This is a genomic window from Nostoc sp. FACHB-888 (genome assembly GCF_014696655.1).
Classification (GTDB): domain Bacteria; phylum Cyanobacteriota; class Cyanobacteriia; order Cyanobacteriales; family Nostocaceae; genus Nostoc.
This window is the reverse complement of the sequence record NZ_JACJQM010000008.1, coordinates 66,977-80,146: the sequence shown is the minus strand read 5'-3', so window position 1 is coordinate 80,146 and position 13,170 is coordinate 66,977. Positions and strand designations below refer to the sequence as shown.

Below are 13,170 nucleotides of genomic sequence, written 5' to 3'. Positions count from 1 at the left end.
TCTTTCTCCCTGCCTCTTAATCAAAGGATTTTCAGTTTGATCAACATTCCATAGATGTAGCAATGACTGTAGGGTGGGTACTATCACAAACATCAAAATCAAGGTTTTCCCATCGGTAAACAGTGCCTACTTTACAAAAAATCCAAAATCCAAAATCCAAAACTTAAAATCGTTATGACTCAACTTAATGGGAATCACCTCAACACCAATCAGAAAAACGGCAATCACAAAAATGGAGTCAAGCAAGATTCACAGATACTTACAAAACAACAGAAAGCTGCTCAACAGTCTTTAATCAACTCAAGTTCTAAAGAATTTGAGCAATCTATTGTCTTGCGCCAATCTCCAATTTGGTCGCGTACAATCATGGTTACCCTAATGGCGCTAGCCTGCTTTGGAATTGCTTGGGCTTATATTGCCAAAATTGAGCAAGTAGTGCCAGCAACAGGGCAACTAAAGCCGCAGGGAACAATCAAAGAAGTTCAAGCTCCTGTTAGTGGAGTGGTGAAAACAGTTAATGTTAAAGATGGAGAAGAAGTAAAGGCAGGAGATTTGCTGCTGACGTTTGATTCTATAGCCTCTGCTGCCGAATTAAATTCTTTGAACCAGATTCGCGTTGCATTAATTAAAGAAAACCAGATTTATCGTCGATTGATGGGAGCGAGTAGCGCCACAGAATCAGAACTATTATTTATGCGCGGTAATTTGCCGCCAGAAGCTGCTTTTCTACTGAAAAGTCGCGCAGCATTAGTATCAGAAAATGACTTATTGCGGACTCAATTAAAAAATTCTGGTCAAGATTCTAGATTAGGAATTGATGAACAGCAGCGTCTACAAGTTGCCAAAAGAGAATTAGATTCCCGCTCTGCGGCGGCGGAATTAGAGGTAGAAAAAACTAAGAAACAACTTTCTCAGAACCAAGTCAAATTAGAAGATACTAAATCAGGTTTAGCAATCCAACAGCAGATTTTAGATAAACTCAAAATATTAGCAGAAGAAGGCGGTATTTCCCAGCTTCAATATTTAAATCAACAACAACAAGTACAAACCCTCGCGGCGGAAGTAGCACAACTAGGCGAAGAACAGAAACGCCTCCAGTTTGATATTCAAAAAGGACGGCAAGAGCTAAGTAATACAGTCGCTGTTTCTGATAAAAACATTTTAGACAATATATCTAATAACAAAACACGCATTGCCGAAATCGATAGTCAATTCACAAAGGTTCTCTTAGAAAATGAACAACGTTTGGCAGATGTTAATAGTAAAATCTCTCAAGCACAGTTAAACCTTAAATATCAAGAACTTCGTGCGCCTGTAGCTGGAACAGTTTTCGATTTGCAAGCAAAAAACCCTGGCTTTGTTGCGAATCCAACTACAAAACTGCTGCAAATAGTCCCAAATGAAAACTATATAGCCGAAGTTTTCATCACTAATAAAGATATTGGTTTTGTCCGAAAAGGCATGAAGGTAGATGTTAGAATTGATTCCTTTCCTTATAGCGAATTTGGCGATATCAAAGGCGAAGTGGCTGGGATAGGGTCAGACGCATTACCGCCAGACCAAACACATCAGTTTTATAGATTTCCGGCAAAAATTTCATTGAATAAACAATCCTTAGTGATTAGAGGTAAACCCGTCACCTTGCAATCGGGTATGTCCATCAGTGCCAATATAAAAGTACGTGAAGAACGGACTGTGCTTAGTTTGTTCACTGAGTTGTTTACCAAGCAAATTGATACTCTTAAAGAGGTGCGATGAAGAAGGCAGGGGGTGACTGAGCGTCTTTGCCTGGCTTGTACTGAGCTTGTCCTGAGCGTAGCCGTAAAGCCTGCGGCATAGCTACGCTTTGGGCGCAGCATCTCCAAGAGTTGGGAGCCGAAGTGAGGCTCGCCTCTCAGATTTTTCGCAATAATTCCCGAATAGCGAGCGCACAATCACCAAAAGCTAAAGGTGAAATTGTCACATCCTCTGCAAGTATGCTTTCACTGTGATATCCGTCTGGACTGGGGAGACGATACATATACAACTTGCGTCCATTGACATCTAAAATCCAGTACTCAATAATACCTGACTTAGCGTAAGCGTTCGCCCTTGGCGTTGGCGAAGCCATCGCTTTTACTTCTCGATCATATTTGAGACTGGAATCAGCTATTTCAATCAGTAAAAACACTTCGGAAGCATTGGGATGGTGATCCTCATAATCTAATGGATTCAGCTTCACCACTGAAATATCTGGCTCCGGTTCCGAGTAATCGTCAAGTTGCACTGGTGACTGGATTCTTAATAAAACCTTGTCACCCAAACGTTGACGTAATAACCTTTCTGTGCGGGTAATTGCTGATTCGTGAGCAGTACCTTTTGCTGACATTCTGATGATTTGTCCCGCGATTAATTCTAAGCGTTCTTCAGGATGAAAAATCCCCGTTTCCGCCATTTTGTGATATTCGTGAACACTAATTAGGCGAATATTGGTGAGCATAAGATTCACGTTAACGTCCTAACATTTTATCCCGCAGATGCTTTCTGGCGATGTCTACGACGGGCTACGCCTATATGCATGGAGAAGCTAACGGTTAGGCTGCTGGCGCTACAACCTCTGAAGCAACTCGTCATACTCTGTATGTGCGCCAATCCAGAACCAATAAATGTGATCATCCTGCAACAACCCAAGAACGCGGTAGTCTAAACTAACACGAGCCGATCTGTTGTAGATTCAAACTGAGCCTTCCATCTTTGCTCATCCTCTATCTCGGCAAGAAGACGAGTAGCGATCGCATCTTGTTCGGCAATAGGTAAAGTTTTCAATTGTGCGATCGCACGCTCAAGTAACTCAGTCATGGCTACCACACTTTTAAAACGTAAATGGCATCTTATCTATTATCGCTTCTTGACGGCAAGTTGAGCGCTTTGTCACCCAAACGTTGACCTAATAACCTTTCTGTGCGGGTAATTGCTAATTCGTGAGCGTAAGATTCAAGTTAATTTCCTAGCATTTTATCCCGCAGATGTTTAATGCGATCGCGCAATTTTGCCGCCTCTTCAAATTCCAGTTTCTTCGCCGCCTCTTTCATCTGTCCTTCTAACAGAGTAATTAACCCTGGAATCTGTTCTAATGGCAGTTCATCTATATGTTCATCTACAACTTTCAAATCAGTTGCATTTAACCGCCGAGATACATCTAAAAAAGCCAAAATCGCATTACTTGATTTTTTTACAATTGGTTGTGGTGTAATCCCATGCAGTCGATTATGTGCTGTTTGAATACCACGACGTCTATCTGTTTCATCAATAGCTTTAATCATGCTACCTGTCATATTATCGGCATACAAAATCGCTTGTCCCTGGATATGACGCGCGGCTCTACCAATAGTTTGAATTAAGGAACGCTCAGTTCTCAAGAAACCTTCTTTATCTGCATCCATAATTGCTACTAAGGAAACTTCAGGTAAATCCAAGCCTTCCCGCAGCAAGTTCACACCAACCAATACATCAAATTTCCCCTCGCGCAAGTTCTGTAAAATTTCAATGCGCTCAATAGAAGTAATCTCGGAATGTAAATACCGTACCCTTATACCGTGGTCTTGCAAATATTCGGTTAAATCTTCCGCCATCCGTTTAGTTAATGTGGTAATTAACACTCGTTCATGGCGATCGGCTCTATCTTTAATTTCTCCCAACAAATCATCAATTTGTCCTTCTGTGGGACGTACAGAAATTTCTGGATCAACCACCCCAGTTGGTCGAATTACTTGTTCAACTACATGATCTTCAGAAACTTCTAATTCCCAATTTCCCGGAGTTGCTGAAACAAAAATACACTGATTCACTTTTTGCCAAAATTCTTCTGCTTTCAAAGGACGGTTATCAGCAGCACTAGGAAGCCGAAATCCATGTTCAATTAAAACTTTTTTTCTCGCTTGATCGCCGTTGTACATCCCTCGAATTTGGGGCACTGTAACGTGAGATTCATCTATAACTAGTAGCCAATCTTTGGGAAAATAATCAATTAAACATTCTGGCGCTTCTCCTGCTTGTCTTCCTGCTAAATGACGGGAATAGTTCTCAACGCCGTTGCAGTAACCTACCTCGCGCAGCATTTCTAGGTCATAGCGTGTACGTTGATCTATGCGTTGCGCTTCTAATAGTTTCCCAGCTTGTTCTAAGTCTAGTTTTTGCTGTTTTAATTCTGCTGCAATGTCATTACAAGCTACTTCTAACCGTTCTTCTGGGGTGACAAAGTGACGCGCCGGGTAAACATTTACTGCTTCCAAACTCTTGAGAATTTCACCTGTCACTGGATCAATGTAGCGAATTGCGTCAATTTCATCACCAAAGAATTCGACACGAATTATTCGGTCTTCATAAGCTGGACCAATTTCTAAGACATCGCCTCGGACGCGAAACTTTCCGCGACCCATTTCTATATCGTTGCGGCTATATTGGACATTTGCCAAATCCCGTAAAATTTGGCGTTGATTTACTTCCATACCTATCTGAAGGGGGATGGCAGCTTTCAGATATTCTGCTGGCATTCCTAAACCATAGATGCAACTGATGGAAGCAACGACAATGACATCACGGCGTTCAAAAAGCGATCGCGTCGCTGAATGTCGCAGCATATCTATTTCATCATTAATCGCTGCCGTTTTTTCAATATAAGTATCGGTAACGGGAATATACGCTTCTGGCTGATAATAATCGTAGTAGCTGACAAAATACTCAACTGCGTTGTTGGGAAAGAAATCTCGCAATTCGTTACAAAGCTGGGCAGCAAGAGTTTTGTTATGCGCCAGAACTAAGGTAGGCTTGCCAATTTTCTCAATAACTGCTGCTACCGAAAATGTCTTACCAGTTCCAGTCGCTCCTAGTAAAGTTTGGTAACGATTACCCGTTTGGATACTAGCAGTGAGTTGTGCGATCGCTTGTGGTTGATCGCCTGTAGGACTAAAGGGAGCTTGAAGACAAAATTCTGCCATACAATTTTGCTGAAAATACCCTATCTCATGGTGACGATTCCGCCCTGTATTCATTGTAGCTGGGTTATTAGAGCAAATAAATAGTAATAATTATTTACAAAAATTATTTATTTAAATTTACTTATGTATCAGTTTTAAAGATTCTTATATCTATATGAGGTTGTTTAAGGTTAAACTCTAAAGTATATGGGAAAAAATTTCATCTTTCCTTAATTATTGTAAAATTCAATTAACAAACCAGAGGTTTTCATTTATGACTATTAGCAACACTGGCAAAGCAACCAGTTCTCGGCAAAAGTATGCCAAGTCTACAGAGGAAGTTGGAAATCAACAAGACCAGAGCTTGAATGCTGATAAAGTCGATGAAGTTAATGAACTGCCAGTGGGAGCTTCTGGAACACTCGCCATTTCTGGAATTCGTCCTATAGGCGCTAGCGACTTAGAAGTTGCTGAACACCTGTCAATTGCTGGGGTACGTCCCGTTAGCACCAGTAGCTTAGAAGTAGTTGAAACCTATAACTCAATGGGCATTCGTCCAATTGGTGCTAATACATTCCAAGTTGTTGAAAGTATGAATCTCTCTGGGATTCGTCCAATTGGCTCAAGTTTATTGGTAATTGATGAAAGCTATTCCACCTTCGGTAATCGTCCAATAGCATCAAATGAGATTGACAACTCTGAAAGCCTGATGGGTTTTCTAGATTAAACAAAAAAATATCCTCATAACTTTATTAACCCAGTTCCTATATGAAACTGGGTTTTTTTAGCTAAAAAAAGTAAATATTCAATATTTATTTGCACTTTTTCTATGTCTTTTAGCATAGATAACTAAGCTATGCTTATTTGATTTTATATTCAACCAACAGCCAGAACGCTTACCACAATTACCTTTCTGAATTACGAATTACGTTAGCGTAGCCCATTACAAATTTCAAATTCTTGAATATGTCTTGTGGTGGAAGGCTTGAGTAAAAACTTTAAGCTAGTGTGTAAAGGTAATAACAAAGAGTTTCAAAGTTAGTTTAAAGCTTTGAAACAAACCTTTCATAAAAGAAAGAAGGAGTACCAAATGAGCTTAGAAGAACGGGCTAAAGCAACTGCTAAAAATATTGAAGGTAAAGCGCAAGAAGCAGCAGCAGAAATAACTGGAGATCCAAAAGATAAAGCTGAAGGCAAAGCAAAGCAAGCTGAAAGCGAAGTCCGTCATGGTATGGAAGACGTAAAAGATAATGTGAAGAAAAACATTGATTAATAGTTCATTTTTTGCAGAAAGTCTAGGGATACAAATGGGATGGATTCCATTTTTGCAAAAAAGCATGAAGTATTCACAATCAAATGCTACACCCTTTTTTCTCCTATTAGCAAGCATGGAAAGTTAAAGGACTAGCTTGATTATCAGAACTTCTGTAGAGACGTAAAAAATTACGTCTCTGCATTCCAGAATAAAATTATTATAAATTACAGCAATAACTATAAGTTCCAAGTTTATAAATGCAAGCGTTAGTTTGAATATCCAACCTATTGTATTTTTTATTTAAAGTCTTTTTTCAGGAGGTAAAAGAATGATTCTGTTTCAGCAAAGTCGCAAAATACTGGCGACTTTCGTTTTAATCGCAGTAATGATAATAACTACCGCCTGTGGTGGTGGTGCTGTGTCACAACTTGACCGTCCAACTACCCCCTCAGCAATTGGGCGAGACGTAACTTATGCAGAGTTAGAGCGAGGCAATACCTCAAACGGACAAAGCTTTGGCAACTGGGTTGTGCAAACATCTCAAGGATTAATTCAGGACGCTTATGTTCGCGATAACAACAAACTAGGTGTCGTGATTTCCTCTAAAGTTCGTCCTACCGAAGTGCGACCATTAGCAAAATCTTTAGTTCAAGGTTTCCATAAAAACTTCCCCAAACAAGACTTAAAGGTTTTGATTTACGCACCTGATAAGCAATTAATTCTGACTACTGAATATGACACTCAGACTAATCAAGTTAAGTATACCTAATTGCTATATTTGCAATGAAAACTTGAAAAGATTTTGAGTGATTTTGATTTGGAATTATGGTTTGCAAATACCAGTTATCCAAAGAATTGGCGAAAAAAGGAGATAAGTACAGTGGCAACCAGTGAAGATTACAAGCGTCAAATCATGAAAGATTTGGCTAAAGGTGATGTTGAATCCCTGGATGATACTACAGCCGAATCAACGGCGGAATATCAAAATTTTGATGACTTTGCCCAACGGACAACAAAAGATCAACGTCGGCAATTATTTGGTCGATCTTTACATCCAGATAAGATTCCAACCAGCCAAATGGAGCCAGAATTACAACAGGCGATCGCACAAATTAAACCCAATGAACGTGATGATGTAGCAAGAGCCTTTTTCAAACACTTGAAGGAAAGAAAACTAGACGAGAAGCATCTGGAGCAACAGTTGGGACTTTCTACACACCATCCCAACCACATGAGTGCTGATGATGTTAGCAAATTAGCGTCTTTCACCTATCATAACCACCCCGATATTTTCCACCAAGTCTTGGCGGAGCAACCAGGGATTATCAAGTTTCTCAGTAATCCTGTAGTAGCAGGCATTATCGGAATTGCGGCCGCTAAGTGGTTAGGTAGTCACAAGTAACTTCTAAATTTTGAGTTTGGAGGATGAATAAGAGATTAGGTGGGTTATTACCCACCTTTATTTTTTGCTTATTAAAATGGGCTAGATAAGTGATCGCTTAATAGCGATATCTACGACGACCCTAAATTCCGCAAATTTGCCCTGAAAATATTCAAAATATCAGAAAATCGTAGTAATATACCACAGGCATTAACTATCTTAAGCTACATCTGATTGTTAACGCTCTTAAATTGAAAATCCATGAGAATATACCGTAAGCGTAACTCTTTATTTCCTCCGTCACGGACAAACAGAATGCAGCCACAATAATTCATTTTGTGGTTCCATTGACTCAGAGCTTACCCCACAAGGCTTGGAGATGGCAAAGGCTTTTGCTGACCCATATAATTCTATGGATTGGACAGCAATATTTTGTAGTCCAATGCAGCGAACTGTATTAACGGCAAAACCCTTATGTGAATCTATAGGGATAGAACCACAGCTCAGAGATGGTTTGAAGGAAATCAACTATGGTATGGGAAGGAACAACCCAGAAGTAATTAGCCGTGAATATCATAATGATTATATTCGCTGGTCAGCAGATCCGGCTTGGAATGCTCCAACTGGTGGAGAAATGGCTGTTACAATCAGCTTCTCGTGCCTTGCAGGTAATTGAAGAAATCAAGCAAAATTACACTAATGGCAATGTTTTAGTTGTTTCACACAAGGCAACCATCAGAATTATTTTGTGTAGTTTATTGGGAATTGATGTCGGACGCTTTCGTTTTTGTTTGGGATGCCCTGTTGCTTCCGTCAGTACTATAGAATTTACCTCACATGGCCCACTGTTAAAGGCTTTAGCAGACCGTAGTCTATTTGGATGAGCGGTTACGTCATCTACCAGGAACGTGAAGGTAGTTAGGGACTTCCAAAAACCTATCCCACTAATACCAGATTGTAGTAATCTATTTTTATTCAAAATACGTCTTGATAAGGGTTTCACATTAAGTTGACACCTATTGGCATTGTCATGCCCCTATGAGAAATCTATATGTATCAGGATTTTTGTGAATTGGTATCACTATTTGGCTGGGTGTATTTGCAGTAGTCATGTCAGCTAAATTACTTATAACAAAAGAACCCTTCCCCGTCTGCCGTGGGGAAGGTTCAATATTCTGCATATGTCAACATCACTATGTGACCTATCATTAGAAGCTAACTTTACCTCAATTTTATGAAGTATCTGTATTTTGATATTTTTCATGTTATTTTGTGTAAATAAATACTAGTATAGAATAATACAAAATATCAAAAAATTATCTGCAAGGTTCTTTTTAATAAAATCTAGGTAAGGTACTTAGATATTAAAATGTTTTTTTAACAATTTTTTTAGTTTTTCATCTTATTATGTTTCAATATCATTAAGCAAAAGCTCAGATAATATCTTTTTCTTTGTAATTTTTTTATAAAGAATGAAAGTGAGCTTATTTAGTCTCTAAATGAAGATTATTTAAAGTACATAAACAATAGCTATAATGAGCACATAATGGAAAAAGATTGAAATATACAATTGTTTTTATGAATCTACTTACCAAATAATAAATGTTTGCAAGCCCATAGTATATTGACAGTAATTTGTTTCTTATTTATGAAAAAATTACTGTACAATTTCTGGCAAAGTAATTGGCAAAAACAATTTGTATAATCTCAAAACAGATGAATAAATATTATGAATGGGAAAAATATCACTAAGTTTAAGACAAAATATATCGCTAGAGAGAAGATAAACTACATTTCAGATTGCATAGGATTTCTACCGTGAGTTAGTGCAAAAGCATGGAACAGAACTCAAATATTGTTATGGTCAGCAGTCAACTAACATCATATCTGTTTTGCGCTCATTTACCTGTGTAAAATTACAGATAAGATTGTTAGAATTTACTAATAAATTGGCTATTTACACCCAGGAAACTAAATCTTGTCTTTTTTTTAGTAGCTACTATATTGGCACAAATAAGCAATTAGCTTGATCGAAGGTAGCAAAATTCATAAACGTTAAAGTAGCTCTTAACTGCTTAGTTATAGTAATGGGTGCAGATGGGCGTTTGTTCTATAGCGATCGCTTATTTGGCTACTTTTAAGTAATTATTCACGACCTCTATGAATCATTGCAAACCGCCTGTAAGAAAGCATTCCAGGATGATCATGATTCTGAAGCTTTATTTTCTGGTGCCATACTAGATATTCTCTCAAAGTGGGTTTAGCGAACTTGCTTTAGAGAGAAGGTCAAATGCTTTCAACGGAGAAGAACTTTGGAAATCTTGATTGAGTCAACAGTGGGTACCTCAAATTCATTTATAAAATTTCATGATCAGGGTTTACTCATGCTGTTAGTAGGGTTATTATCTTCAGAAGTAACTATGTGCTTTTTATATTGCCACAATAGTAACAAATAAAGTGTAGTTTTTTGATTTTTTTAGAAAATGATGAATACTTTGACAAAAAGAATATTTTTAATATTAATGATATTACTTGTTTCCTGACACAAACTCTGATAATCTTATCGTTTTCCTCTTTACTTAGAACCTTTCGATGATCGAAATATACAGCAGATAGCATGATAATGACAAATAAAAAATGGGCTGTTAAACGTATAACTGTTAATCTCGCAACACAGGAAGCGGAAAAACTAGAAAAATATTGTCAACAAACAGGTAGACCCGCCACCGATGTGATTCGTGAACTAATTAGAAGTTTGCCTGTTTCCGATGACGACAAAGATGTAAACAACTAATAAGTTGCTTTTACGACTTACCAGATAACTGATTTGCCGCCAAGAAATAGCTATGATATTTTTTTGAGTCCGCCGCTATCGACAAGAGTTTGTCTAGCTGATACAGACGCGTAATTCTCGCGTCTGGTCAATTGCCGAAGACTAAAAAAAGTGATTAAAGAGATTTTAGTATCGACATTGCCATGTCTTAATCTGCTGGTGAAGTTGATATTGAGTAGCAAATTCCGACACCAACACAGTTACAATCTGTAAAGAAACTGAAAAGGAACGACGGAATGCGCGTTGCAATAGTAGGTGCGGGGCTAGCTGGACTAGCAACCGCAGTAGATTTAGCAGATGCTGGTTGTGAAGTAGAGATTTTTGAGTCTCGTCCGTTTGTGGGTGGTAAAGTCGGCAGTTGGGTTGATGGGGATGGCAACCATGTAGAAATGGGTCTGCACGTATTTTTCGGCTGTTACTACCAACTATTTGACTTGATGAAGAAAGTGGGGGTGTTAGAAAATTTACGCCTCAAAGAACATACCCACACTTTTATTAATAAAGGAGGCGGCACTGGTGCTTTGGATTTTCGGTTCCTTACGGGTGCTCCTTTCAATGGCTTAAAAGCATTTTTTACGACCTCTCAACTATCGTTGCAGGATAAACTGCAAAATGCGATCGCTTTGGGTACTAGTCCTATAGTTCGTGGATTGGTAGACTTTAACGGGGCGATGAAAACCATCCGCAAACTAGATAAAATTAGCTTTGCCGACTGGTTCCGCAGTCATGGCGGGAGTAATGGCAGCATCAAACGGATGTGGAACCCCATTGCCTACGCTCTGGGATTTATTGATTGCGAAAATATGTCTGCCCGTTGTATGTTAACGATATTCCAGTTATTTGCAGCCAGAACTGAAGCCTCAGTTTTGCGGATGCTGGAAGGTTCTCCCCATGAGTATTTGCACAAGCCCATTTTGGAATATCTGGAAGTTAGAGGCACAAAAGTTTATACCCGTCGGCAAGTTCGGGAAATTCAATTTACATCAGATGAACAAACCCGTGTCACCGGTATAGTAGTTGCCCAAGGTGAGACAGTAGAAACTATCACTGCTGATGCTTATGTCTTTGCCTGTGATGTTCCAGGAATTCAGCGCATCCTACCCCACGAGTGGCGTAAGTGGTCAGAATTTGACAATATTTACAAACTGGATGCAGTGCCAGTGGCAACAGTGCAGCTACGCTTCGATGGTTGGGTAACTGAACTGAACGATGGAGAGCAACGTAAACAGCTAAATCACGCAGCTGGAATTGATAATTTGCTGTACACAGCCGATGCGGACTTTTCTTGTTTTGCCGATTTGGCGTTGACTAGCCCTGCTGATTATTATCGCCCAGGACAGGGTTCATTATTACAGCTAGTGTTGACACCGGGAGATCCTTTTATTGCACAAAGCAATGAAGCGATCGCACAGCATGTTCTCAAGCAAGTACATGAACTGTTTCCCTCGTCACGGGAGCTAAATATGACTTGGTACAGCGTGGTAAAACTTGCTCAATCTCTTTACCGCGAAGCGCCAGGGATGGATGTGTATCGTCCCAACCAAAAGACACCTGTAGATAATTTCTTCCTTGCAGGGAGTTATACTCAGCAAGATTACATCGATAGCATGGAAGGAGCGACTATTTCTGGACGACGGGCGGCAAAAGTGATTTTGGAGAGTTTGAAGAAATAACTAACCGCAAAGGGCGCAAAGGGCGCGCTCGCATTAGCGAAGCGGTAGCGACATTAGGAGCGTCAGCGTCTCGTAGAGAAGGAAGAACAAAGAATGTCAGATTGGTTAGAGCATACTGTGCAGGTAGAGGTAGAGGCTCCCATAGATTTAGTATGGAGCCTTTGGGCTGACTTGGAGCAAATGCCCCGATGGATGAAGTGGATTGATTCGGTGAAAGTTCCGCCAGATAATCCAGATATATCTCTTTGGAAACTGAAGACCGGCAGTCTAGAATTTAATTGGAAATCTCGAATTCTTAAAGTTGTTCCCAACCAAATTATCCAATGGGAATCTGTTGATGGTTTGCCAAATCAGGGAGCGATTCGCTTCTACGATCGCCACGATAGTAGTATTGTTAAAATGACCGTTTCCTACGCTATTCCCGGCATTATTGGCAAAATTATGGATAGCTTATTTTTGGGGCGGGTGGTTGAATCGACGATTCAAGCTGATTTGGAAAGGTTTAAAGAATACGCGCTGAATGTTAAAGCTAATTAATTGATATACATACCAAAAACAGGCAGCAAGGAACAAGGTGTAAAAGTTTCTTGCTGTCTGATGAGAAAATATGGATTTTTAAGAGTTGGAGAAGTTAGAATAGCGTTATTTCTTAATGGAGCTTCTTCTTAAAATATTTATCCTTGTTATCATTTTTCCCGATAATCATTATTAAGCGCGGCGATGCCTATAAATATACAAATTATCTAGCAGCAAAAAAGCCGTAAAAACACTTAAAAATACTATTTAAACCAAAATAATCTGCGATCGCGCAAATTGTTCAGCATTAGTTACCATCTACTCAATCGCTTTAACGCACTCTATTTATTGTTGGTTCTGGAAGTGGATCACTGACAGCTTCGTAAGCAATAATTAAAGACTCTAAGGCTTCAATTCCATTTGCCACCGCCAACTCGTAAGTATCCCCGTGAGTCCGCCAGCGTTGTCCTGGAAAATCAGGGAATCCTACTAAAAGACAACTATCTTCTTCAGACCATTGAATAATCATTTGGTACTTAAGGTTACTCATCTTGTCT

General features: G+C 39.3%; 12 protein-coding genes and 1 pseudogene. 9 read left to right on the top strand and 4 right to left on the bottom strand.

What is annotated here, in order from left to right; translation table 11 throughout:
- Positions 1-174: 174 nt before the first annotated feature.
- Positions 175-1,758, top strand: a complete 1,584-nt coding sequence (locus H6G26_RS07510; RefSeq protein WP_190728649.1) for an HlyD family efflux transporter periplasmic adaptor subunit — start codon at positions 175-177, stop codon at positions 1,756-1,758.
- Positions 1,759-1,894: 136 nt separating this feature from the next.
- Here the strand turns inward: H6G26_RS07510 and H6G26_RS07505 are convergent, their stop codons facing one another.
- The 3 genes from H6G26_RS07505 to uvrB all read right to left on the bottom strand — a co-directional run bounded on the left by H6G26_RS07505 (position 1,895) and on the right by uvrB (position 4,976).
- The gene (locus tag H6G26_RS07505) at positions 1,895-2,479 is read right to left on the bottom strand and encodes a Uma2 family endonuclease (protein ID WP_190728648.1); all 585 of its coding nucleotides are present in this window, start codon (positions 2,477-2,479) and stop codon (positions 1,895-1,897) included.
- Between the two features lie 203 nt (positions 2,480-2,682).
- Positions 2,683-2,838 (bottom strand): hypothetical protein, encoded by a 156-nt coding sequence (locus tag H6G26_RS07500; protein ID WP_190728647.1) that lies wholly within the window; start codon positions 2,836-2,838, stop codon positions 2,683-2,685.
- A gap of 140 nt (positions 2,839-2,978) precedes the next feature.
- Complete coding sequence (uvrB, locus tag H6G26_RS07495) at positions 2,979-4,976, bottom strand: excinuclease ABC subunit UvrB (RefSeq protein WP_190728646.1); 1,998 nt, start codon at positions 4,974-4,976, stop codon at positions 2,979-2,981.
- Between the two features lie 253 nt (positions 4,977-5,229).
- Here uvrB and H6G26_RS07490 point away from each other — a divergent pair, with 253 nt between their 5' ends.
- From H6G26_RS07490 to H6G26_RS07455, 8 genes and pseudogenes are all read left to right on the top strand, one after another.
- Positions 5,230-5,682, top strand: a complete 453-nt coding sequence (locus tag H6G26_RS07490) for a hypothetical protein (protein ID WP_190728645.1) — start codon at positions 5,230-5,232, stop codon at positions 5,680-5,682.
- A 363-nt stretch (positions 5,683-6,045) separates the two neighbouring features.
- Positions 6,046-6,228: a CsbD family protein gene (locus tag H6G26_RS07485; RefSeq protein WP_190728644.1), complete on the top strand. Its 183-nt coding sequence runs from the start codon at positions 6,046-6,048 to the stop codon at positions 6,226-6,228.
- A gap of 310 nt (positions 6,229-6,538) precedes the next feature.
- Complete coding sequence (locus tag H6G26_RS07480) at positions 6,539-6,979, top strand: hypothetical protein (protein WP_190728643.1); 441 nt, start codon at positions 6,539-6,541, stop codon at positions 6,977-6,979.
- Positions 6,980-7,090: 111 nt separating this feature from the next.
- Entirely contained in the window at positions 7,091-7,612 is a 522-nt protein-coding gene (locus tag H6G26_RS07475; protein ID WP_190728642.1) for a hypothetical protein, read from the top strand.
- 325 nt (positions 7,613-7,937) lie between these two features.
- Positions 7,938-8,503: pseudogene (locus tag H6G26_RS07470) on the top strand (histidine phosphatase family protein).
- A gap of 1,705 nt (positions 8,504-10,208) precedes the next feature.
- Entirely contained in the window at positions 10,209-10,385 is a 177-nt protein-coding gene (locus H6G26_RS07465) for a CopG family transcriptional regulator (protein ID WP_181374043.1), read from the top strand.
- Between the two features lie 275 nt (positions 10,386-10,660).
- Positions 10,661-12,097 (top strand): 9,9'-di-cis-zeta-carotene desaturase, encoded by a 1,437-nt coding sequence (zds, locus tag H6G26_RS07460; protein WP_190728641.1) that lies wholly within the window; start codon positions 10,661-10,663, stop codon positions 12,095-12,097.
- A 93-nt stretch (positions 12,098-12,190) separates the two neighbouring features.
- Positions 12,191-12,634 carry an SRPBCC family protein gene (locus H6G26_RS07455; RefSeq protein WP_190728640.1) on the top strand — a complete coding sequence of 148 codons (444 nt, stop codon included), beginning with the start codon at positions 12,191-12,193 and terminating at the stop codon, positions 12,632-12,634.
- 310 nt (positions 12,635-12,944) lie between these two features.
- Here H6G26_RS07455 and H6G26_RS07450 read toward each other — a convergent pair whose 3' ends face one another.
- Positions 12,945-13,163 (bottom strand): type II toxin-antitoxin system HicB family antitoxin, encoded by a 219-nt coding sequence (locus tag H6G26_RS07450; protein ID WP_190728639.1) that lies wholly within the window; start codon positions 13,161-13,163, stop codon positions 12,945-12,947.
- Positions 13,164-13,170: the final 7 nt, after the last annotated feature.

Bases quoted from the DNA above. Each gene is read 5' to 3' on its own strand.
- H6G26_RS07510 (WP_190728649.1), top strand. From the start codon at position 175: ATGACTCAACTTAATGGGAATCACCTCAACACCAATCAGAAAAACGGC.
- H6G26_RS07505 (WP_190728648.1), bottom strand. From the start codon at position 2,479: ATGCTCACCAATATTCGCCTAATTAGTGTTCACGAATATCACAAAATG.
- H6G26_RS07500 (WP_190728647.1), bottom strand. From the start codon at position 2,838: ATGACTGAGTTACTTGAGCGTGCGATCGCACAATTGAAAACTTTACCT.
- uvrB (WP_190728646.1), bottom strand. From the start codon at position 4,976: ATGGCAGAATTTTGTCTTCAAGCTCCCTTTAGTCCTACAGGCGATCAA.
- H6G26_RS07490 (WP_190728645.1), top strand. From the start codon at position 5,230: ATGACTATTAGCAACACTGGCAAAGCAACCAGTTCTCGGCAAAAGTAT.
- H6G26_RS07485 (WP_190728644.1), top strand. From the start codon at position 6,046: ATGAGCTTAGAAGAACGGGCTAAAGCAACTGCTAAAAATATTGAAGGT.
- H6G26_RS07480 (WP_190728643.1), top strand. From the start codon at position 6,539: ATGATTCTGTTTCAGCAAAGTCGCAAAATACTGGCGACTTTCGTTTTA.
- H6G26_RS07465 (WP_181374043.1), top strand. From the start codon at position 10,209: ATGATAATGACAAATAAAAAATGGGCTGTTAAACGTATAACTGTTAAT.
- zds (WP_190728641.1), top strand. From the start codon at position 10,661: ATGCGCGTTGCAATAGTAGGTGCGGGGCTAGCTGGACTAGCAACCGCA.
- H6G26_RS07455 (WP_190728640.1), top strand. From the start codon at position 12,191: ATGTCAGATTGGTTAGAGCATACTGTGCAGGTAGAGGTAGAGGCTCCC.
- H6G26_RS07450 (WP_190728639.1), bottom strand. From the start codon at position 13,163: ATGAGTAACCTTAAGTACCAAATGATTATTCAATGGTCTGAAGAAGAT.